This window comes from Dactylosporangium sp. CA-092794 (assembly GCF_050948465.1).
Classification (GTDB): Bacteria; Actinomycetota; Actinomycetes; order Mycobacteriales; family Micromonosporaceae; genus Dactylosporangium.
Window position 1 is genome coordinate 2922445 of sequence record NZ_CP192044.1, and the last position, 20980, is coordinate 2943424.

General features: G+C 72.1%; 15 protein-coding genes. 8 read left to right on the forward strand and 7 right to left on the reverse strand.

What is annotated here, in order from left to right; all coding sequences use genetic code 11:
- Nucleotides 1-28: 28 nt before the first annotated feature.
- Together ACQPXD_RS12815 and ACQPXD_RS12820 are read left to right on the forward strand one after the other, a co-directional pair.
- Entirely contained in the window at nt 29-1483 is a 1455-nt protein-coding gene (locus tag ACQPXD_RS12815; RefSeq protein ID WP_432837992.1) for a hypothetical protein, read from the forward strand.
- Between the two features lie 294 nt (nt 1484-1777).
- Complete coding sequence (locus ACQPXD_RS12820) at nt 1778-3397, forward strand: FAD-dependent oxidoreductase (protein ID WP_432837994.1); 1620 nt, start codon at nt 1778-1780, stop codon at nt 3395-3397.
- Nucleotides 3398-3903: 506 nt separating this feature from the next.
- Here the strand turns inward: ACQPXD_RS12820 and ACQPXD_RS12825 are convergent.
- The 3 genes from ACQPXD_RS12825 to ACQPXD_RS12835 all read right to left on the reverse strand — a co-directional run bounded on the left by ACQPXD_RS12825 (nt 3904) and on the right by ACQPXD_RS12835 (nt 7323).
- On the reverse strand, nt 3904-4353 hold the full coding sequence (locus ACQPXD_RS12825; protein ID WP_432837996.1) for a CBS domain-containing protein: 450 nt from the start codon (nt 4351-4353) through the stop codon (nt 3904-3906).
- A 208-nt stretch (nt 4354-4561) separates the two neighbouring features.
- A complete protein-coding gene (locus ACQPXD_RS12830) occupies nt 4562-6073 on the reverse strand; it encodes a CoA transferase (protein ID WP_432837998.1) in 1512 nt (503 codons plus the stop codon).
- Between the two features lie 395 nt (nt 6074-6468).
- Nucleotides 6469-7323 carry a LysR family transcriptional regulator gene (locus ACQPXD_RS12835; protein WP_432838000.1) on the reverse strand — a complete coding sequence of 285 codons (855 nt, stop codon included), beginning with the start codon at nt 7321-7323 and terminating at the stop codon, nt 6469-6471.
- A 514-nt stretch (nt 7324-7837) separates the two neighbouring features.
- Between ACQPXD_RS12835 and ACQPXD_RS12840 the strand changes: the two genes are divergently transcribed.
- From ACQPXD_RS12840 to ACQPXD_RS12855, 4 genes are all read left to right on the forward strand, one after another.
- Nucleotides 7838-8407: a helix-turn-helix domain-containing protein gene (locus ACQPXD_RS12840; protein WP_432838002.1), complete on the forward strand. Its 570-nt coding sequence runs from the start codon at nt 7838-7840 to the stop codon at nt 8405-8407.
- An 86-nt stretch (nt 8408-8493) separates the two neighbouring features.
- Nucleotides 8494-9054, forward strand: coding sequence for a hypothetical protein (locus ACQPXD_RS12845; protein ID WP_432838003.1), 561 nt, complete (start codon nt 8494-8496; stop codon nt 9052-9054).
- Between the two features lie 38 nt (nt 9055-9092).
- On the forward strand, nt 9093-9959 hold the full coding sequence (locus tag ACQPXD_RS12850; RefSeq protein WP_432838005.1) for a helix-turn-helix transcriptional regulator: 867 nt from the start codon (nt 9093-9095) through the stop codon (nt 9957-9959).
- A 50-nt stretch (nt 9960-10009) separates the two neighbouring features.
- Nucleotides 10010-10471: a sigma-70 family RNA polymerase sigma factor gene (locus tag ACQPXD_RS12855; RefSeq protein WP_432838007.1), complete on the forward strand. Its 462-nt coding sequence runs from the start codon at nt 10010-10012 to the stop codon at nt 10469-10471.
- Here the strand turns inward: ACQPXD_RS12855 and ACQPXD_RS12860 are convergent.
- From ACQPXD_RS12860 to ACQPXD_RS12870, 3 genes are read right to left on the reverse strand one after another with little or no spacing between them, the layout of a single operon-like run.
- Entirely contained in the window at nt 10420-13707 is a 3288-nt protein-coding gene (locus tag ACQPXD_RS12860) for an AAA family ATPase (protein WP_432838009.1), read from the reverse strand. The two genes, ACQPXD_RS12855 and ACQPXD_RS12860, sit on opposite strands and share 52 nt — an antisense overlap.
- Nucleotides 13704-15467, reverse strand: a complete 1764-nt coding sequence (locus ACQPXD_RS12865; protein WP_432838011.1) for a hypothetical protein — start codon at nt 15465-15467, stop codon at nt 13704-13706. Before ACQPXD_RS12865 ends, ACQPXD_RS12860 begins: the two co-directional genes overlap by 4 nt.
- Nucleotides 15464-16864 (reverse strand): hypothetical protein, encoded by a 1401-nt coding sequence (locus ACQPXD_RS12870; RefSeq protein ID WP_432838012.1) that lies wholly within the window; start codon nt 16862-16864, stop codon nt 15464-15466. The genes ACQPXD_RS12865 and ACQPXD_RS12870 overlap by 4 nt, the downstream gene beginning before the upstream one ends.
- 197 nt (nt 16865-17061) lie before the next feature.
- On the opposite strand from ACQPXD_RS12870, the gene ACQPXD_RS12875 reads away from it, so the two are divergent.
- Nucleotides 17062-18051 (forward strand): hypothetical protein, encoded by a 990-nt coding sequence (locus ACQPXD_RS12875; RefSeq protein ID WP_432838014.1) that lies wholly within the window; start codon nt 17062-17064, stop codon nt 18049-18051.
- On the opposite strand, the gene ACQPXD_RS12880 is transcribed toward ACQPXD_RS12875, so the two are convergent.
- Nucleotides 18045-19262: a discoidin domain-containing protein gene (locus ACQPXD_RS12880; protein WP_432838016.1), complete on the reverse strand. Its 1218-nt coding sequence runs from the start codon at nt 19260-19262 to the stop codon at nt 18045-18047. The genes ACQPXD_RS12875 and ACQPXD_RS12880 overlap by 7 nt on opposite strands.
- A gap of 169 nt (nt 19263-19431) precedes the next feature.
- Between ACQPXD_RS12880 and ACQPXD_RS12885 the strand changes: the two genes are divergently transcribed.
- Nucleotides 19432-20979: a S8 family serine peptidase gene (locus ACQPXD_RS12885; protein WP_432843822.1), complete on the forward strand. Its 1548-nt coding sequence runs from the start codon at nt 19432-19434 to the stop codon at nt 20977-20979.
- Nucleotide 20980 lies beyond the last annotated feature (1 nt).

The window sequence follows — 20980 nt, forward strand, 5'->3', positions numbered from 1 at the left end:
GCGGCCTCGCTGCAAAGGGAGAGACAGCATGGACGACCCGACGAGCCCGAGGTTTCCCGGGTATGCGCAGTCACGTCCGGAGCGGGTCGAGGACCTGGTCGCCGCCGTCGAGAAGGCGGTCGGCCGAACGAGTGGCCGCGGTGCGCTCGGACCGATCGCGTCGGGCGCCCGGGTCCTGATCGTCACCTGGGACCACCAGGACCCGGAAATTCTGCAACTCATCAGCGAGGCCATGCTCCGGGCCGGCGCGGCGTCGGTCGACTCGGTCCGCTGGTCGCAGATGGGCCTGCCGGTCGGCCGGTACTCCGCCGCCGACGGATGGCGGGAGCTGTCCGAGATACGGATCGAGACCGTCGTCCGCGAGGGGGAGCGGGTCGAGCAGCGCGCGCTGAAGCGGTACCTCGAAGAGCACACCGGCTACACGACCGTCTACGCCGGCGACGCGGGCGAAGGGCACTACCGCATCTCCATCGGCGACGCGTTCAAGGCCAACTGGATGTACCACACGTTCGAGGAACTCGCCGCCCGGTACCCGAACATCCCGGGCGAGCTGCAGAGCCTGATCGAACGCAAGATGCTCACGCAGTTCGCCCGGGCCGAGGAGGTGCGGATCACCGACCCGGAAGGCACCGACATCGGCTGGACGGTGACCGCCGAAGAGGCCGAGCTGTGGGCGCGGGGCGCGTGGATTCCGTGGCACATGATCGGTTCGACCATCGAGGGAGTGCGGTTCGCGCTCGTCCGCCCGGCCTTCGGCGGCACGATCGCCAACAGCCTCGAGGGTTTCGAGCGCCACGCGGCGCGCAACTTTCCGACCGTGAACGGCGTCGTCGCCGGCACCGTGAACCACAGCGGCTTCATGCCGCACATCCGGGTGACTGTCGAAGAGGGACGGATCAGCAACGTCGAGGGCGGCGGCGAGTACGGCGAACGGTTGCGCGCGGTCATCGAGCGGTACAAGGACGTGCAGTACCCGGGCTATCCCAAGCCCGGATACCACTTCTTCAACGACGCCACGATCGGCAGCAACGTCAAGTGCTTCCGCAACGCCGAGACGTTGTGGAACACGGGGATCCCGTGGACCGGCCTCGGCGCCGAGCGCTACCGCGCCGGGGTGATCCACTTCGGCTTCGGTGCCGAGCACGAGGATCCCCGCTTCGTCGAGTTCGGCCGCAGCAACGGCGTTCCCGTGAAGCACATGCCGCACGTGCACGCGTACTTCGCGACCTACCGGATCAAGGACCGCGCGACCGGGCAGTGGTTCGACGTGGTCAAGGACGGCTGGCTGACCGTCCTCGACGACCCGGAGGTGCGGGCGCTGGCCGCCTCGCTCGGCGATGCCGAGGACCTGCTGTCCTACGACTGGGTGCCGACGATGCCCGGCATCAACTACGACGGCGACTACCACAAGGACTACGGCGCAGACCCGGTCGCGTGGGTCAAGCGAGACATCGCGGGCGAGTTCGCGAAGCGGGTGGAGTAGCGCCGCGCGCGACTGGCACGCGTACCTGACCGGCACGTCCCTGACCCGGCCGGTCCCGGCCGCCCGGGCGGTGGGCGCCCCGACCCGCGCATCTGAGTGCCGCTGCGGGCGCTGTTCGAGGCGCACCGCAGCGGCGCGGATCGCCGCGGACCTTTCCGGGTTCCGGGACTCGCGGGCCAAGCCCCGCGGGCTTACCGAAAAGCAGCAGTAACGTGGGGCCTGCACCTAGGGCGTCGCCGCGACGGTAGTGTATACATGGGTATGCAGTCATCGGGAGGTGGAGGTGGCACGGCGGTGAGTCCGACCAAGTGGGACCGAGAGGTCGACATCATCGTTGTCGGTGGGGGCAATGCCGGGCTTCCGGCGGCGATCGTCGCGCACGACAACGGGGCCGAAACGATCATCGTCGAGTCGAATGACTTCCTCGGCGGGCTGATGCGCGGCTCCGGTGGGTTCATGTTCTTCTGCTGCTCCCACGTGCAGGAGAGCCTCGGCATTGAGGATCGGATCGAGTGGGGCGTCGAAGACGAGATGATCCTCAGCGACTTTCGCGCGGTGCCCGAAATCGTCCGCGCCTACGTCGAGGAGGGCAGGCAGACCTGTCTGTGGCTGGAAGAACTCGGCCTGACGTGGGCGCAGGACGTGCGCGACGGTCAGTTCGGCACGGGGGTCCGCGGTGGTCGCAGCGTGCCCCGCACTCACGTCGCCGCGGTGTCGCCGCACGGTTACTACCCGGGAGGGGCCCCTCAGGGACAGAACGGCTACGCCGTGACGGTCGTGCTCGAGAAGGCGGTCGAGCAGCGCAAAATCCCCGTTCTGTACCGGCATCGGATGGTACAGCTGTACCGGGAACCCGACGGCCCGGTGGTCGGGATCAAGGCGACCACTCCCACCGGAGAGGTGAACATCCGCGCGCGGCGGTCGGTCATTCTGGCCAATGGCGGGGCCACCACCAACGAGCGGTTGGTCAAGGCCTTCGATCCTCGGCTGGTCAACGACGCGGTCTATTCCGACGGGTTGCCGTACATGACGGCGATGGGCGACGGCCTGATCGCCGCCCAGGACGTCGGCGCCGGCTTGAGCGACATGTCCTTCTTCTGCTACACACCGATCCGATACGGATCCCACTACTACAGCCTCTCCCTGTCGGCGATTGCGGGAGAGCAGAACATCGCGACGCGCACCGGAGTTACGATCAGCGCGATCAAGGGTGGGTACCAGCGGATCATTCTGGTGGCCAATGACGGCCGCAGGTACATCAACGAGGCCACGGCGGCGTACCGCAATCCGGCGTTGGCGCGTGATGTGGCCAGCCTGCCGCCGGCGGAGTACCCGGAAGAGCAGTTCATCCGCACCTTCCTCGGCCTGCCGAACCCGAAGAACGTCTGGGCGGTGGCGGACTCGGTGGGTGCACGGGAGATGAACTGGCCCATCGACGAGATCGCGGCCCCGGATCCCATGCACGGTCGCGCCCTCCACCCGGACAGCGTCGCCGTAGCCGCGACCATCGAGGAACTCGGCCAGCGAATCGGCGTCGACGTGACAAACATGATCGCCACGGTCCGCGACTACAACAAGTACGCGGAATCCGGCGAGGACCCCGAGTTCGGCAAGCCGGCCCCGTTCAGCCCCATCAGTACCGCACCGTTCTACGCGGTCAAGCTCAACATCATCCGGCACACGCCGTCGGGCGGGCTCAGGATCAACTCGAAGGGGCAGGTGCTCGATCGGTCGCACCTCTGGGACGGCCACGAGGCGCTGTCGATCGATGAGGAGAAGGTGATCCCGCACCTCTACGCGACCGGCGAAGTCGCGGCGTTCGTAGGCTTCCGCCGAGCACACCGCAAGACCGGCCCCATCCTTTCCATGGGGCGCATCAGTGGCAGGGCGGCCGCGGACGAACAGCCGCTCTGAGGAGCCGGTGTGCCGGGTTGCCCATCGGGACGCAACCCGACCACTCGGGTGCCTTCGGGGAGTCCGTCGAGATGGCGGGACTCCGGGTTTGCCATGATCCCGGAGACTTGTGGTACACGGGGGTACATCAGCATTCCGCGATCATGAAAAACCGTTGGTGTCGATGCGCGTGTGTGCATGATCACGGAGACTTCCGGTCCCTGTGCCGTGCCCCGCGGCGTGCAGCCGCACGACGGGTAGGACGTGATCGCCGACCGTTCCCCACCCCGGGGCGTTGGGACGCGCCGCCGGGCACCGCTTGGTCGCCGGCGGGCATGGCGGCCAGCGGTGCCGGTTCCCGCGCGGCGCTGGAACGGCGGTTGCGATCAACGGCGTCCACGACCTGTGGCGGTTGACCATCGCCGATCGCAGGCTGGTCCGCATAGGCAACGAACAGGGCGGCGGGACCGCCAGCGTTCAGCCCCGACGGCAGGCTGCGACCCGGGCGGCTGGGATGGCTGTATGGGCTATCCGCGCCTGCTGTCTGATAAATCCGGCTTGGCCAGGATGGCGATCACGTCGTTGCTGGTGAGGACCCCCAGCGGCCGGCGGTGGGGGTCGACGACGATGACCGCGTCCGTGCCGCAGTGACGCATCACCCGGGCCGCGGTTGCCACGGTCGCGTCCTGGTTGACCAGAGGTGGGACGGCGTCGCAGGTGGCGCCGACCGTGCGATCAAGAAACGCCGTCGGGTGGCTCACCCACTCGGCGGCCACCGTCCGGTCGGTGAGCAGGCCGACGCACTTTCCGGTCGGCTCCACGACGGCCAGGTGGCGGAGCCGGCGAGTGATCAGCATGGTCAGTGCCTCATCGAAGAGCGCGGTCGCGGCGACGGCCTGGACCGGGTGGGACATCACCATCGTGACCAGGACGTCGCGCAGGTCGCTGCGGTGCGCGAGCCCGGAGTCTGTACGCATGTCGTGCGGGCGGTCCGAGGACTGTCGGGTCGTGTGATGCATGACGACGCCCCCCTTTTCGATTACCTGCACTCACTGTGCGGCCGGGCCTGGACGGGCGCCAGAGCCGTTCGGCATCATCCCGTCGGGACGTCGGTCCGCCGATGTACGTGCGTGACGGCCGTCCGCACACGACAACGCCGGGGCCCTGGCTATATATCGGACGAACTTACAACCACGCTGCCCGGCTTGCTCCCATCGGTTCCAGAACAGTGGTGCCGAATCCCTGCGGAAGTGAGGAGAACTCGATCTGGTCGGTCATGCCTTGATAGGTGCCGAATGGAGTCTGGGCGGTGAACAGTTCGGGTGCGATGGCCGAGTGCTCCGGGACACTTCCAGCGGTGCTGGCGGCGAAGTTCTTGTCGAGGATCCCGAGCGAGATGAGCCACAGACAGACGCGGGTCAGTGAGACCTGGACGCGGTAGGACCCGCCCTCGGAGGCGCGGCGACGCAGCGCCTGCAGAACTCCGACGGTTCCGAACCAACCGACGATATTGTCGACGATCGGGAGCATCGGCGGCTGCTTGGGGTTCTCGAGCGTACCGCCGAGCGCGAAGATGCCGCTGACACAGGCGCCAATTTCGTCGAATCCCGGACGCGTGGCCCACGGTCCTTCGGCGCCGTGCAGGAGCACCTGCGCGTGAATCAGGCCGGAGTGCTGAGCGCAGACGTCGTCGGCTGTCAGCCCAGCCCTCTCCAAGTAACCAGGGTGGCGGTTGGAGAAGAAGACATCCGCTCCTTGGAGGAGCTCGTCCAGCTTGGCGCGGTCATTACCGGCGTCGGACAGATACGTCGATCGCATCCCAACCTGGGTGTCCCAGTAGAAGGGCTCGATCTCGCTGTCGTCCGGGCGCCACACGTTCAGGACTTCGGCTCCGAACGACGCCAGGTCCCGGCCGATCCCGGCGCCGGCAATGACATGACCCATGCCCAAGGCCCGGATGCCGGCCAGCGGCCTCGAGGCGCCGGTCGGCAGCGGCTGCGGATCCCCGTCAGCGATCTTGACGACGGAGATGAGCGGCATGTGCTGCAGCACCTGCTGATACTGCTGTTCCTGGAAGAACTCCTCGGTCGAACGCACCTTTGCGATGATGACGCCGGCGGCGGCCGCCGCCTCCTCGAGTTCGTCGGCGTCACGTCGCGCGATGGCTTTGTTGATCGACTCGCGGTTGTCCGCACAGTCGAGCAACGTCAGCGCCTTCTGGTGCAGCCCTGGATACACGTTGAGGGCGACCACGTGCCGACCGTCCCGGGTGGCGCGGAAGAAGGGTACTTCGCCGAACGGGTTGTACTTGTTCCACTTGAACGACGGCGGCCGTCCGTTGATCTGCTCCCAGAGTCCGTCCTGGAATCCCATGAACCGCTTGAACGCCTTCCGGACGTCGATGGCGATGTCCTGATCGCTGCCACCGCGTTCGCGCCAAATCGCCGAGGCGGCGACGCCCTTCGCGGCGAGTGCCACCGCGGCCGCATTCGCGAACAGAAACGGACTGTCAATCAGCGGATCCGTCCCGCCGTAGAAGTGAACCTTGCCGCCCGCGTCCGTGACTTTCAGACCGACCGCGTCCAACACGTCGCCGAGCACCGCGTCGAATGCGAAGTCAGTCGTGGTGAGCGGGTTGTCGACGCTGCGCCTGATCTGGTCGGTGAGATGGCTCTGGCTTGCCGGGTCCCGAGTCATGAGGTTCCTCACTGTGCGTCCGGTACGGATAGGCGAGAGTGGTTGAAGCGAGATTCTTTCACCGACGGGTCTGCCAATCTTGTGGCTTCGTGCCGTGATTTGGCCGGATATTGCTCCGAATCGGGTCCGAGCACCGGCCGACACCGCGCCGGCGTTGGGGTGAACGGCAGCAGGATCCGGCCGATCGCCGCACGTTCGTTCAAGCTCGGGGCGTACGCCATCCGCGACGATGGCGGTGCCCGGCCCGGAAGACATCGCCGGCGGTGAGGAGTCGCGGAGATGCGGGACCGGCCGGAGTCGCAGCTGTCGCGTGTCGTCTCGACGGTCATTGCCCAAGCCCTCCGCGGCGTCGGCCGGGCCTACTGGCTGCTCTGGCGCAGGCACACGTACCGCGGTTAGCCGGCCGGGCTGAGTTCCGCGCGGGCGATCCGGGCGAAGGTGTCGATCTCGGGCATGGTGCGGTGCCGGCTGTAGGCTAGGGCCACCACCCGCGTCGCGACGCCGGTCAGCGGGATGTAGCGGATGTCGGGGCGGCGGTAGTAGTCGGCCAGCCCAGCGGGTACCACGGCGAAGCCGAGCCCGGCCGCCACCGCCTCCAGGCTCTCCTCGATCACGCGCGGCAGGCGGAAGTTGGCGTCGTGCGCGTTGCCGTGCCACTCGGGCACGTCGTCGGGGGCCTGTAGGAGCGGGAACTTGGTCAGGGCCTCGATGTCGAGCGTGTCCGCACCGGCCAGCGGGTGGTCGGTCGACAGTGCGGCGATCCTCGGTTCGGGGAACAGCGGCACGACCTCCAGGGCCTTGGCCTGGATGGGCAGCCGGACGAAGCACACGTCGACTCGGCCGTCGAGCAGGTATTCGACCGGGTCGGTGAAGGACGTGAACAGTACGTCCACGATGACGCCGGGAACCAGTAACCTGAACCGCCGCACGATGTTGGTGACGATCACGCCCGGCATGAACCCGACGGTGAAATGGCTCTCCTCCCGCCCGGCGAGCCGGACCCGGCGCACCAGCGCGGTGGCGGCGGCGAGCATCGGGCGCGCGTCCTCCAGCAACTGCTGACCGGCCCGGGTGAGCGTGGTACCGACCGGACCGCGATCGAACAGCGACACCTCCACCTCGTCCTCGAGCGCCCGGATCTGGCGGCTCAGCGCCGGCTGCGTCATGTACAGCCGGGCGGCGGCCCGCATGAAGCTGAGTTCGTCGGCGACCGTGACGAAGTACCGCAAACGCCGCAAGTCAAGATCCATGGTGTCGATGCTGTCACTTCACGGTCCCCGATCGAGGCATCGCTGCAGGGCGGGTCGACGATTCTGCACGCAGGATCTATCGGCGGTGGGCGCCCGCCGTCACGGCGCGGTGCCGACTCGACAGCACGATCCGGCTGGTCCGGCGCACGTTCGTGCAAGCTAGCGCCCTCAGCCCGGTGGGACGCTGCGCCCGTGCCACATTCCGAGGTCGCCGAACTGGACACCTGGTTGTTGCCTCGCCACGAGCGACAGGACGCGGTGTGCGAGTTCGTCCACCGCGAGGTGATCCGCAACCGGATCGAACACCCAGGGACGATCTCCAGTCGGTGGATCGCCAGCAGCCTCGGCGCCGTGCGGATCACTCGCTTCTCGGCCGACGTTCCCTGCGGCAGCAGCCCGGGGATCTCTGCCCGCACGGCGCGGCACATCCGCGAGGACGACGGCAACGCGGTGATCCTGAAGGTTCAACGATCCGGCCGGTCGGTCGCCGAGCACGGCGGGCATTCCGCACGAGATGCTGGATCTGCGCCGGCACGATCTGGCCAGCCTCGCATTCCGCCCGGTGGGCCGCGACAACCCGATCGCGGACGTGGCGTCGGCCTTACTGGTCCAATTGGCCGCCGACGCGCGGCTGCGCGACGACCCGCACGCCGATCTGGCGATGAGCGCCGCGCTGGGTGTGGTCCGTGCCGCGCTGCTGTCGGAGCTTTCCCCCATGCGGGTGTCCGTCTCGGCCGGCGATGACCTCCGTCAGCGCATCGTCGGCTACGTCCGGGCCCGGCTCGACGACCCGGAGCTCTCACCGCAGCGTATGGCCGATGCGCACCACATCTCGCTCCGCCAGCTCTACACGGTGCTGTCCTGGATCGGCACCACCCCGGCCCGACTCGTGCGCCGGCTGCGCCTCGAGGCGGCCCGGGAGGAACTCGGCCGCGGGGTGGACCTGCCGGTCGCGGCGGTGGGGCGGCGCTGGGGATTCGTGGACCCGACGTCCTTCGGCCGGGTGTTCCGCCGTGAGTACGGCATGACGCCGATGGAGTACCGCCGCATGCATGCCGGGAACGGCACGGTTCGGCGCCCGTAGCGATGGCGTTGTACCCCGCGACAATCCGGCGCCGGCGATCGTGTGGCGCCGGCCAATGACGCCTGCCGCCCTAACCACAATCCTCTATGGGCGACGTATTCCTGGTCCATGCCTGGGCCCGGCCGCACTCATGCCGCCTTGGCATGGCGGTGGCCGGAATAGGCATTGGCGTGGCCGTGCCGGCGCGGCACAGAATCGGGCTGATCGATTTGGCAGGAGGCAGCGGCCTTGCGGGGCAACGATTGGCCGACATTCGACACGGGGTCCGGCGTCGCTTGTGTCCCGGTGCGTTTCACCGGTTCCAGCGGTCCCATGACGGGCGTGTTCCGACCCTGGTGGCGCGGCGCCAGCTCGGTGCCGGACTCGAGGCTTCCGGCACCACTCTGTGGCGGGGTTCCTGCACCGGTGGATCGAAGCCACTTGCGGCGCATCGCCGCTCGCTACGCAAGCGGTTTAGCCTCGCCGCTCTCGACGACGGCAAGCCTGTCCGGGTGATGCGGGTGTCCGTCCTGGATGGACGGTTGATCGGCTGGGCGGAATGCCGTGCTGGAAGCCGTCCGCGCGCCGGCTTCGGCATCGGTTGGCCGCCTGCTGCGCATGCTGCTCGTCCGTGGGTTGGTGCCGACGTTCGTAATTCGTCGATGTGAATGTCGAACCTGGTGTGTGTGCGCAGAATGGGGTTCCGATGAGCAATATTGGCCTGCTTGGACGTGACGAGAAGATTTCGGGGGTACCGTCCGCAGCGCTCGGAGCCGGTCGCGACATCGCCATCGAAAAGCTGGGCGCCTATCCGCCGACCGGCGCAGGCCCGCGTGTCGCCGACCGCCACGTGATCATCGTTTGCTCCGGCCACATCGACCACCTGGCGCCCCGGCCGGCGGTGGCCGCCGCCGACGAGCCGCTCCTGATCGGCGGATCCACGATCATTCCCGCGGGCGTGTTCTTCCGGTGGCGGTGCGCATTTCCGGCGCACCTGTGCATTACCGTCGCGCCGGCCGCGCTGGCGCGGGTTGTCGGCTACGCGGCCGGACCGGCACCGCGCGCACTGCGGGTCCGCGACGCGCTGATCGAGCAGATCGCATCCGTCTGCGATACCGAACTGCGCCGGCGCAGCCGTCATCCCGCCCAGGACATCGTGCTCGACCTCATGGCCGCGGCGCTGCTGGCCCACCTCGCCCGGGTCATGGGCGGACCGGATCGCGACCCGGGCGCCGGGGGTCAGGCGATGACCTCGGCACCCGTACGCCGCGCGCTGGACTACATCAACGCCCGTCCCACCGAGGCGCATCCGCTGGAACGGCTGGCGCAGGCCGCCGGGATCAGCCGGTCCCACTTCGCGCGGCAGTTCTCCGCCCAGGTCGGCATCAGCCCCGTCCGCTACAGCGAGAAGGTGCGCATCGCGTATGCGAAGGACCTCTTACGGGCGGGCAGCGTGCACATCGCAGCGGTGGCCACGGCCGTCGGCTTCTCCGACCAGAGCCACTTCGCGCGGCGCTTCCGGCAGGAGGTCGGGTGCACCCCGTCCGCCTACGCGCGCTGGCTGGGCGACTGATGGTCCGCGACGACAGCCAGCTGCGCGGCCTTTACGATGCCTACGGTCCCGTGCTGCTTCGGTTTCTGACCCGCATCACGTTCGGTGAGTGGCACACCGCGGAGGACCTGCTCCAGGAGACGCTGCTGCGGGCGTGGCGCCACCTCGACGTCCTGCCCGACGAGCGAGATCTGGTGCTGCCGTGGCTCTTCACCGTGGCGCGGCGCGTGGCCATCGACGCGGCCCGCAGCCGGCAGTCGCGGCCCAGGGAAGTGGGCACGGTCGATCTGACGCTGCTGCCCGAGCCGGGCGGCGACATCGTCGATGTGGCCGTCGCCCGGCACATCGTCCACGCGGCGCTGCCCAAGCTCAGCGAGGAGCACCGCAGCGTCATCATGGAGCTGTACTTCGGCGACGCCTCGACAACGGAGGCCGCCCGCCGTCTCGGCATCGCGCCCGGCACGGTCAAGTCCAGGGCCTTCTACGCGCTGCGGACACTGAGGGCGATCGTCGGGCCGGCCGAGGTGCCGTGACCGTCGTCCACATCGGACGCGAGCAGCGTGCGCAGGTCCGCGACCGTGGGCGCGGTCACCGCCCGCAGCCGGCCGGCCTGCCGGGTGACCGCGTCGTCGAGCACCTGCCGCGCGTAGCGGCCGTTGCCGAATGTGGCGTCCTTCGCCACCCGGTCGAACCGGGCCCGTAGCACCCGCCAGGCGTCCGGGTCGCACTCGTAGCCGGCGGCGTTGGCCAGTTCGGCGAAGATGGCGACCAGCTCCTCCGTGGTGTAGCTGACGAACTGGATGTGCCGGGAGAAGCGCGACGCGAGCCCCGGGTTCACCCCCAGGAAGCGGGCCATCTCGTCGTCGTAGCCGGCCACGATGACGGCCACCTCGTCGCGGTGGTCCTCCATCAGCTTGAGCAGCGTGTCCACCGCCTCCCGCCCGAAATCCTGGCCCGCGTCGGGCGGGGTCAGCGTGTATGCCTCGTCGATGAACAGCACTCCACCGCGGGCCCGCTCGAACACCTCCCTGGTGCGCTGGGCAGTGTGCCCGATGTACTCGCCGACCAGGTCTGCCCGGGCCACCTCGATCACCTGGCCCGAGGGCAGCGCACCCAGGGCGGCCAGCAGCTGGCCGTACATCCGCGCCACCGTGGTCTTGCCCGTGCCCGGTGGTCCGGTGAACACCAGATGCCGCGACACCGAGGGCGCCGGCAGTCCCGCCGCGACCCTGGCCCGCACCAGCACCAGCAGGTCGACTAGGCTCGCCACCTCCTGCTTGACCGCGGCCAGCCCGATCATCGAGTTCAGCTGCGACAGCAGCTTGTCCACATCGGACCGGCTGCGCGCGCCGCCCCGCTCCTCGTCCTGCTCGCGGACGTCCTCCGGCAGCAGCCGCGCCAGCTCCGCGCTGCCCGCCGCGCCGGCCGTCGACAGTCGCAGCGCCTGGCGCGAGACTAGTTCCTCGAACAGGCCGCGGGCCACCCGGGCGTTGCCGAACGTCTCCGTCCGCGGTATCCCGTCGAAGTGCTCCGCCAGGGCGACTCGAGTGTCGTACTCGAGCGCGTAGCTGTGCGTCCGGCACAGCCGCTCGACGATCGTGACCAGCTCAGCCGTGCTGTAGCTGTCGAACTGGATCGTCTTGGCGAACCGGGACGACAGGCCCGGGTTCCCGGCAAGCAGCCCCTGGATCTCCGCCGAGTAGCCGGCGATGATGACCACCGTCTCATCGCGGTGGTCCTCCATCAGCTTCACCAGCGTGTCCAGCGCTTCCCGGCCGAAGTCGTGGCCGACCGCGCCCTCCAGCGGGGCGAGCGCGTAGGCCTCATCGATGAACAGGACGCCGCCGATCGCCTCGGTGAACCTCTCGGTGGTCTTCACCGCGGTACCGCCGACATACTCCGAGACCAGGTCGGCGCGCGAGACCTCGACCAGCTGCCCGCTGGGTAGCACCTGCAGCGCGGCCAGCATCTTGCCGTAGAGGCGGGCGACGGTCGTCTTGCCGGTGCCGGGCGCGCCTGCGAAGACCAGGTGCCGGGAGATCGGCGGCACCGCCAGCCCGGCGGCGGCCCGGCGCCGGCTTACCCGGTGCAGTCCGATCAGCGCCGCGACCTCGCGCTTCACCGCCGTGAGGCCCACCAGCTCGTCGAGCTCGGCCTGCAACGCCGCCACCCGATCGGCCCCGGCGTCGCCGACCGGCTCCAGCGCATCGGACGCCGGGCCGTCGCGCGGCTCCGCCGCGGGCGCGTGGGCAGCGTCGCCGCGGTTGCGGCGCAGGGCGGTGTCGCCGCGGTTGCCGCGCAGGGCGGTGCCGGTGATGCGGACCGGCCGGGTGGTCTGCACGCGGATGCCCTCGCTGGCGTTGTCGAGCACCTCGCAGCCGACCACGGATCCGCTCGATCCGGCGGCGAAGCTGATGCCGGGCCCGGCGCACCCGTGCACGCGGCTGCGGCGCAGGGCGAGCTCGCCGTCCAGCCGCACGTCGATGCCGGTCTGCGTCGCGCCGGCGACGTCGGTGTTGTCCAGCTCCGCCGATCCTCCGCCGCCGACCTCCACGCCGACGGGGCCGCCGCGCACCGCCAGGTCGTCGGCGACGACCCGGCCCCGGTCGCGCACCGCGATGCCGGCGGTGCCGCAGTCGCGCAGCTCGACGCGGCGCAGGACGGCCCGCGCGCCGTCGGTCACCTCGATGCCGTAGCGGGCCGGTGCGGTGACGCTGACGCCGGTCAGCTCGGGCTGCGCCTCCGCGCGTACCAGGACGCCGGTGCCGGCCGCATCGATCCGGCCGGAACGCAGCAGGCCGCCGCCGGTTCCGGCATACTCCACCGCGACCGCACCGCCCCGCACGCGACAGCCGTCCACAGCGGGCGTCGCGGCGCCGACCAGGATCGCCGGGGCGGCCTCGCCATCGAGCTCGCAGTCCACGACGCTGCCGCCGCCGGACTCCAGGCGCAGCGCGGCGCCGGAGGTGGACGAGATCCGGCTGCGGGTGAGCATGGGCGCCGCCGCGGTGACGACCACGCCGTCGCCGGCCGTGGTCACGTCGCAGTCGTCGACGGTCAGCTCGCCGCCGTCGGCCCAGATCCCCGGGCCGGTGGTGTCCCGCACGATGGTCCGCGACACGGCGAGGGCCGCGTCCTTGTGGACCGTCAGCGCCGCACCCGCGACCGCGCTGAAGTCGCAGCCCTCCACCCGGCCGCGCCCGCCGTCCACGCACACGATGCCGGGCCCTTGTACGTCGCTCAGGGCCGACTCGCTGAGCACCGACTCGACGGCGGCGGTGAGCACGACGCCGGCCGTGGCGATGTCGCGCAGGTGGGTGCGGGCGACGGTGACGCGCGCGACGCCCTGCACCAGCAGGCCGGCGCCGGCGCCGTTGGTGATCACGCAGCCGTCGATGTCCAGCTGACCGTCGGCCGCGTGGATCGCGACGATGCCGCCGCCGTGGACCTCGCATCGCGCGAACTGCACCGAGCCGGCCGCGACCTGGACCGCCGGCATCTCCGGGTCGCCGCCGCGGATCGTCAGCCCATCGAGCCGCGCCGTGCCGCCGACGGCGAACACGGCCACACCGGCGCCGCCGTCGACGATCACGGTGCCGGGGCCCTCCTCGGCCATGACGGTCACGCCGGTCGCCAGCCGGAGCTGTTCGTGGTACGTCCCCGGCTGCACGACGACCGTACCGCCGGGCGCCACTCTGGCCAGTGCGGCGGATATCGACGGAAAGCAGTTCTGGTCGGTCAGGGACACCGACAGCAGTTGGTGGGTCACGTCGCTCCTTCTGGCTCGTTGAACCGGGCGCCGGCACGGTCGAGCCCCACCGCGTCGGGGGAGGCGTAGACGGCGAAGCGGGGCGGCAGGGCGGCCGCGTCGGCCCGCAACCGGCCGGACGCCCACTCCAGGTAGTCGCCGGCCGTCTGGACCTCCCCGGCCCGGTCGACCAGCAGCACGACGGGCGGGGCGTGGCCGGGTCGCAGCACGTCCACGACCCGGAACCGGCTGCCCGGCGGAAACAGCACGCGGGATCCCTCGCCGCAGTCACGGGCGCTGATCGAGAAGATGGCCAGGATGGCGGTGTACGGCCGGTCGGCGCGATCCGGCTGCTGTCCGGGCTCGGTGTCGGCGTCCACGAACCCAGGCTCGACGAGGCCGTCACCGGGCCGGTAGCCGTCCACGATGGACGGCTCGGCCGTGACCGCCCGGTACACCGTGCCGATCATCGGCGGCATCCGCGCCAGCCCGTAGTCCGCGCAGCGACCCACGACGGCGGCGACCGCCGGCGCGTCGCGGTCGGTCCCGCGCAGATGGCCGTTCACCGCTTTGCCCGCGCCGGCGAGGTATGCCCGCAACCCGACCAGCCCGGTGACCAGGTCGGCCGGCTGCCCCGCGGCGCGCAGGCCGGGCTGCTCCGCGAGCAGGCGGGCCACCGTACGCCCGTGGGCGTCGTAGCCGCCGGCGAGGGCCGCACGCAGGCCGTTGCGGTCGGCCGGGGTGTACCGGCCGACGGTTGTCCACGGGCCGGCGTCCAGCGCCGTGCCCACCGGTGCCGGCGCCGCCTCGGGGGAACGGGTTGCCGGCGTCGGCACCGGATCGGCCGCCCGGGCCGGCCGGCCCAGCAGGGCGGCGACCTCGGCCGGCAGCGGCGATGGGTGCCGCAGCGGACGCGGTTCGATGTCCGACGCGTGCCCGGTCTCGCCCGAGGGATCAGGCTCCTCCGGCTGCGACGCGTGGTCGCCGCGGGCGGTTCGGGTGCCGCCGGTCGCGACGACCGGGGGAGGCGTTACGTCCGGGGCGGGCGCGACCATGCCGCGCCGCCCGGACGCGACTGATTCGCCCGGGCCCAGCGTCACTTCGGCCGGGCCCAGCGTCACCAGACGGAACGGGAACGGCGCCCGCGCCAGGATCTCCTCGACTGCCGGGTCGGCCGCCGGGTCGTGGGTGACCAGGGTACACACGTCGGAGTCCGGCGAGACCGCCTCCGCCTCGGCGGCCACGTCCGGCGCACCGGCGCCCAGAGCGATCCACAGCCCCGCGGGAATCGCGACGACCGTGCCTGCCGGCCCCCACCACCGCCCGGCGGGCACCGACGCGGCCCAGGCGGGCGCCGGGTGCCACGGCGCGGCTTCGTGCACGGTGGCACCGTCGGCACAGCGCAGCCAGCTCGCCCCCCGCCCGGACACGGCGGTGGTGTAGGACGGCCCGACCACGAGCCGCCCGGCCGGAGCGATGACCTCACCACCTATCGCCGCGGACAGCGCCAGCACCCGCGCGGCGACGAGCTTCGCCTCATCCGGGACGCCGAACGTGAACAGCCGCACCCCCATTGCCGACCCGCCCAGCCGTTCGGCGAGGATGCCCGGCAGTACCCGGTAGAGATCCCGCCGTCGCGTCACGTCGGGCGTGCAGACAACCGCGGTCGTGGCGGGTTCGGCCGGCAGCCGCGCCGCCAGCCCCGACAGCGACGCCGTGTCACGCCGGTCGCGCAGCAACAGCGCACTGCCGACCGTCTCGACCACGATGCGCCCGCTCATCGCCCGCCCCCGCCGGGGTCTTCTGCCGGGTCGGCCCCGCCGACGCGGATGGACCAGCGGGCCGGCGGGACGTCTCCGCAGACGATGACGAGCGGCCGGGGTCGCGTGCCGAGGGCGCGGCGCACCTGGGCCAGCTCCGCCCGGGCTAAGGGGCCGGTGATGACAACCCGCCCGTCGGGGCCGCGCCGGGCGAGGGCATCGGCCAGGTCGTCGGCCACGGCACAGCCGGCGGGCAACGCCGTGCGCACCGCGCCGTCGAGCACGATAACCGTCGCACCCCCGGCCAGCAGCCGGCCCGACAGGGTGGCCACGTAGCGATCGCGCGGCCGGGCGGGTCCGCTGACCGTGAGGACGTCCGGCGCCGCGGCGAGGTCCGCCCACAGGTGCCAGCCGTCGTGGGCGCCTAGCACGAGCGGAAACCCCGGCGCGGCCGGGGTCTCATCCGCGGCGAGCCAGCCGTACGGCCGCGCGGCGCGGCAGCCGACGAGTCCGGCCGACAGCCGATCGCCGTTCGCGTGCAGCTCGGCTGTGAACACCGGCGAGATCACGTCCACCTCGATCCGCGGCCGCGCGATCCGCAGCGCAACTGCCGGCGACACCGGCGCGGCAGGCGCGGTGGGCGTAGGCGCAGGCACACCGGGAACGGGCGCGGCGAGAACGGGCGCGGCGAGAACGGGCGCGGCGAGAACGGGCGCGGGCACGCTGGGCGTGGGCGCGGTGGGCACCGCCGCGGCGGCCACAGCAGCCGGAGACAGCGGGATGATGGGCAGAGCCGCGACGGGGGCGGGTGAGGTCGGTATCGGTAGGGGCGCCGGCGGTGTCGTCGGGGTGGCGGCGCCCCGGTAGGTGCGGGTGAGACGTGCGGTGGGGGGCGCGGTCCGCTGCGGGCGTCGTTGCCGCCGGGACGATCCGACCAGCGCCAACCCCGACACCGCGACCACCGTGATGCCCGCCGCGATCGCCGCCGCCACCGGGATCGGCACCGCCGGCTGTCGTGGTGCGGCCGCAGCCGGTTGGTCGTCCTCCGCCGCGCTTGGTTTCGGTGGGGTGACCGCCGGCGGCGTCCCGGTGACGACCCTCGGGCCGTGCGCGTCGGGCGGCAGCAACAGGATCCAGCCCGGACGGAGGTCCGCCGGGTCGGTGAGCACGCCGCCGTCCGGCTGTAGCCGGCCGCGGTTGAGCTCGAATATTTCGCGGTACCGGTTGCCGTTGCCCAGCGTGTTCAGGGCAATGTCGTAGAGGTACTCCCGGCCGCCGTCGGGGGCGCGGCCCACGACGTAGTACTTCACCGGGTCCGCCCAGCCCGGTGCGGCGATGGCGACGCCGATCAGCGCCGCCGCCAGCACGCCGAATGCACGACGCGCGAACCGCCCGCAGGCCATGGCACCCCTCCGCACCGGTCGTGGTTCCGTCGAGCCCCTTACGCGCCTGTCGGCCGGTTGGTTCACGGCAATCTGCTGCGGGGCAGGCGAACGGCCGGACGTGGAGTGCCCGGCAAAGAGGAGACTTGTTCCTTCGGGCGGCGGATGCGGCTGGCCGGTGAACCGAACCGCGGCGCCGTCCGTGAAGGGGCCGGAATCCGTGGTGAAGGCTGGTGAGGATGTTCGTCGGTACCGTCAGGGCGGCGCTGCTGCTCGCCGTGCTCGTCCTGGTGCCGGCCGCTCCGGCGGGCGCGGCGCCGGTGACGCCCTCGTCGTCGGCCGCCGCGGGGAAGTACTGCGTCGTGGGCACCAACCCCGACGGCCGGCCCGAGTATCTGTTCCAGATCGCGGCGCGCACGCTCGGCGACGGCAACCGGTACCCGGAAATCATGCGGCTCAACGCGGGCCGCGCGCAGCCGGACGGCGGCCGGCTGACCGACGCGGTGGTGCTGCAGCCGGGCTGGATCCTGCTGCTCCCAGACGACGCGAGCGGTCCCGGCGTGCGGGTCGGGCCGCCGTCGCCTGCGCCGACCACGGCGCCGGCGGGGGACACCGGCGGCCAATGGCTCGTCACCGGTGGAGTGACCGCGGCCGCGCTGGTCCTCGCGGCCGCCGCGGTGTTCGCGTGGCGGCGCCGCACGCGAAGCCTGTACGCGGTGCTCGCCAGCGGCGACGCGCGGGTCGAGGTGCGGCTGAAGTCCCGGGACCGGCGGGCCTTCGCCTGGCTGGGGGCGGGCGAGGCCATGCGCGGCGCCCGGCTGCCCGTCTCGCTCGGCGAGCGCGGCGGGCGGCGCCTCGTGGCCGACCTGGCCCGCGCGCCGGGCGTCGTGACGGTACACGGGCCCGAGCTGGCAAGCCGGCGGTGGACGGCGCACGCCGTCGAACGGCTCGGGCCGGCGGCGGAGGTGGTGGTCGTGCGCGAGACGGTCGGGCGGCGGCCGCCGGCGGGCAGCACGCCCAGCCCGGCGCTGCCCCGCCTCGACGGGCGGGACCGGCCGCTCGTGGTGCTCTGCGACGGCTGGCGCGACGCGCGCGAGCTGGACTGGGCGTGGCAGCTCGGCGCCGCGCCGGGGACGGCGGTGGCGATCGCGATCGGTCCCGTGCTGCGGGGCACCTGGTCCGTGCGGGTCGACACCGCCGTTCCGACGGGCCGGGGTCAGTAGCCGAGGACCTCGAAGTCGTAGAGCGAGAAGGTGAGCTCCGCGACGCCGCGGGTGATGCACCACAGCCGCACGTAGCGGGCGGAGGTGACGGGGACCGCGATGTGGTCGCTGCCGCCGTTGCCGTTGGCGTCGGCGTAGATGTTCGTCCACGTGCTGTTGTCCGGCGAGGCCTGGATCACGTACCGCTTCGCGTAGCCGTCTTGCCAGCGCAATATCACACTGGTGACCGTGCGCGCGCTGCCCAGGTCGACCGCGATCCACTGGTTGTCGGCGAGCCGGCTGGCCCACCGCGTGTCGGTGTAGTCGGTGTCGAAGGCCCACTGCGGCTCCAGGCCGGCCTCCAGGACGCTGGAGGCGGTGCTGGGACGGTTGACCGACAGCTTCTCCGTCGGTTTGCGGGGCGCCTCCGACGTCGGCCCGGCCGGCGGGAGGGTCGTGGGCGGCGCGCCGGTGACCGGCGCGGCGGACAGGGAGACCGGCGGCCCGGCCGGGCTCGCGGCGCCCCGGCTCGACGGCCCGGCGCTCGGCGGGGCGGAGGAGGGCTCGGCGCTCCCCGCGGCGGAAGGTGGGGCAGAGGCGGCCACGGCGAGCACCGAGGGGCTCGGCGCCGAGCCGTTCAGCCCGGGCAGGCTCGCATACCACTCGGCGTAGTCGGCCACCTCGTCCACATAGGACCGCGCCGAGTCGGGGATCGTGCCCGTGGCGCGCACGGTGTCGAACGACGTGTTGTAGGCGGCCAGCGCCGTGCGCCACGGGTCGCCGCCCACGCCGGCCAGGCGCAGGTTGCCGACCAGGTCGCACATGGCGTGGGCGAGCGCCGTCGTGTTGGCCGCCTGATCGCCGCGGTTCGCATCGGGCCACGGCGCCCACCGCGTCCACACGGCCGGGGTGAGTCCGGCGATGCCCTCGCCGCCGTCGGCGTTGCGGGCGCCGGCGTCGAAGCGGGAGTTCACCATGATCTGGCCGGCCAGCCGGGCCGGCGTAAGCGCGGGGCACGACAGCGCCGCCGCGTTGATCTCGGCGATCGATGCGGCCGCCGGCACCCGGCCGGGGTGCCCGCCCTGCGCGGACGCGGCCCGCAAGCCGACGATGATGCCGGCGACACACACCGCCGGCAGGCCCCAGGCGATGACGCGACGGCCGGTGACGCCGCGATCTTGACAGAACTTCACGGCGCCACGCAATGCCGTGCGCCAGTTGGCGGCACTCACGGGATCTCCTTCGGTGTCGAGGTTCCCGCCCTTCACGGACGCGCGGCCGCAACGGTTCATAGGCGGCCCGGCCCGAAGCCCGGCTGAACCGGTTGCGGGCCGCCTTCGTAAACGCGGCGGACGCCCGCGAGGCGGGCAGGATTGCTGGGAGGCGGTCGGCGTGACGCGCATGCGGCAGCTGATGTACAGGGCGGTGGCGGTGACGGCGGTGGCATCGGCGACGGCGCTGCCGTGCGGTGTCGCGGCGGCGGACACGCACAAGGAGTACGTCAAGTATTACGTGACCGTCGCGACCTATCATGAGGCGCCGGAGAACATCGCCGAGATCGCCACCCGGTTCCTCGGCTCCGACGCGCGCGGCCAGAGCGTCGTCGACCTCAACGCCAACCGGATCCACCCCCAGGGCGGCGAAGCGCTCACCGCGGCGAGCCCGCTGGCCGACGGGACGGCCGTCGTCCTGCCCTGGGACGCCGCCGGCAGCGGCGTCCAGTACGGGCTGCTGCCCGCCCAAGGACAAAGCCGCGCACCGTCGCCGGGCGCGCCGGCCGCCGCGGCCGCCCGGCCGAGCGCTCCGGCGGCTCCCGTGCCCACAACGCCCGCGAGCCCGCCCGCCCCGGCCCAGCCCGGCCCGCCGCCCGCGGTCACCGCGAACTGCACGCCGCCGCCGGCCGTCGCGGGCGCCTCCGACTGGGCGCAACGCCGGCTGGCCGCCGACGCGGTGTGGAGCGTGAGCCGGGGCCGCGACGTGCTCGTCGCCGTGGTCGACTCGGGCGTGGACAGCACCACCGCCGCGCTGGCCGGGCACGTCATGGTCGGCGGCAACATCACCAGCGGCACCGAGCGCGGCGACATCGATTGTCTCGGCAGCGGTACCGCTATGGCCGGCCTGATCGCGGCGTCCCAGACGGACGGCCAGCCGGCCGGCGGCGTGGCGCCCGACGCGACCGTCCTGCCGTTGCGGATCGTCACCACCGGCTCCTCCGCGAAGCCGTCCGACATCGCGACGGCCATCGAGGTGGCGGTGTCGGCCGGCGCCCGCGTCATCGCCCTCGGCGGGTACGTCGACCCGGACGACCCGGCCGTCGCCGACGCCATCGCGAGCGCCCTGCGCCACGATGTGGTCGTCGTGGTGTCGGCGCCGGCCGACACCGGGCCGGCCACCCCCGCGTCCGCCCCCACCGGCACCGGCCCGAGCGCTTCCGGCCCGGCCGCGACCGACGGTCTGGTGCGGGTGGCCGGCGTCGACGAGCAGGGCCGTCCGACCGCCGCCTACCGCCCGGGCGGCGCCGACATCGCCGCACCGGGCTCCGACGTGGCCGTCGTGGCGGGCTCGGGCGCGCGGTCGGTCACCGGCACGCAGTATGCGGTCGCGCTCGTCGCGGGCACCGTCGCCCTCATCCGCTCGGCGCAGCCCGGACTGACCGCGCCCCAGGTCGCCGGCAAGATCCGCGACACCGCAGCCCCCGCCGGGCCGGGCCAGGACGCCGGCGCGCCGCGGCTGATCAACCCCCGGGCGGCGGTCACCGACGGTCTGCCACCGGTGGGTCGGCCGAAGCCCGCCAATCCGGTGTGGACCCTGGCCGTCGTCGGCGTCGTCGTGCTAATCCTGGTCGTCGCGGTGCTGCTGCTGATCCGGCTGCGCCGGCAGGCCGCCGCGCGGGACGACGACCCGCTCGCCGAGCCCGCCGGCGAGCCGCTGACGCCCGCCGGTCAGTAAG

What these genes read in the sequence shown, in the direction of transcription:
- ACQPXD_RS12815 (WP_432837992.1), top strand. Translation starts at nt 29, where the DNA reads ATGGACGACCCGACGAGCCCGAGGTTTCCCGGGTATGCGCAGTCACGT.
- ACQPXD_RS12825 (WP_432837996.1), bottom strand. Translation starts at nt 4,353, where the DNA reads ATGCGTACAGACTCCGGGCTCGCGCACCGCAGCGACCTGCGCGACGTC.
- ACQPXD_RS12830 (WP_432837998.1), bottom strand. Translation starts at nt 6,073, where the DNA reads ATGACTCGGGACCCGGCAAGCCAGAGCCATCTCACCGACCAGATCAGG.
- ACQPXD_RS12835 (WP_432838000.1), bottom strand. Translation starts at nt 7,323, where the DNA reads ATGGATCTTGACTTGCGGCGTTTGCGGTACTTCGTCACGGTCGCCGAC.
- ACQPXD_RS12840 (WP_432838002.1), top strand. Translation starts at nt 7,838, where the DNA reads ATGCTGGATCTGCGCCGGCACGATCTGGCCAGCCTCGCATTCCGCCCG.
- ACQPXD_RS12845 (WP_432838003.1), top strand. Translation starts at nt 8,494, where the DNA reads ATGGGCGACGTATTCCTGGTCCATGCCTGGGCCCGGCCGCACTCATGC.
- ACQPXD_RS12850 (WP_432838005.1), top strand. Translation starts at nt 9,093, where the DNA reads ATGAGCAATATTGGCCTGCTTGGACGTGACGAGAAGATTTCGGGGGTA.
- ACQPXD_RS12865 (WP_432838011.1), bottom strand. Translation starts at nt 15,467, where the DNA reads ATGAGCGGGCGCATCGTGGTCGAGACGGTCGGCAGTGCGCTGTTGCTG.
- ACQPXD_RS12885 (WP_432843822.1), top strand. Translation starts at nt 19,432, where the DNA reads ATGCGGCAGCTGATGTACAGGGCGGTGGCGGTGACGGCGGTGGCATCG.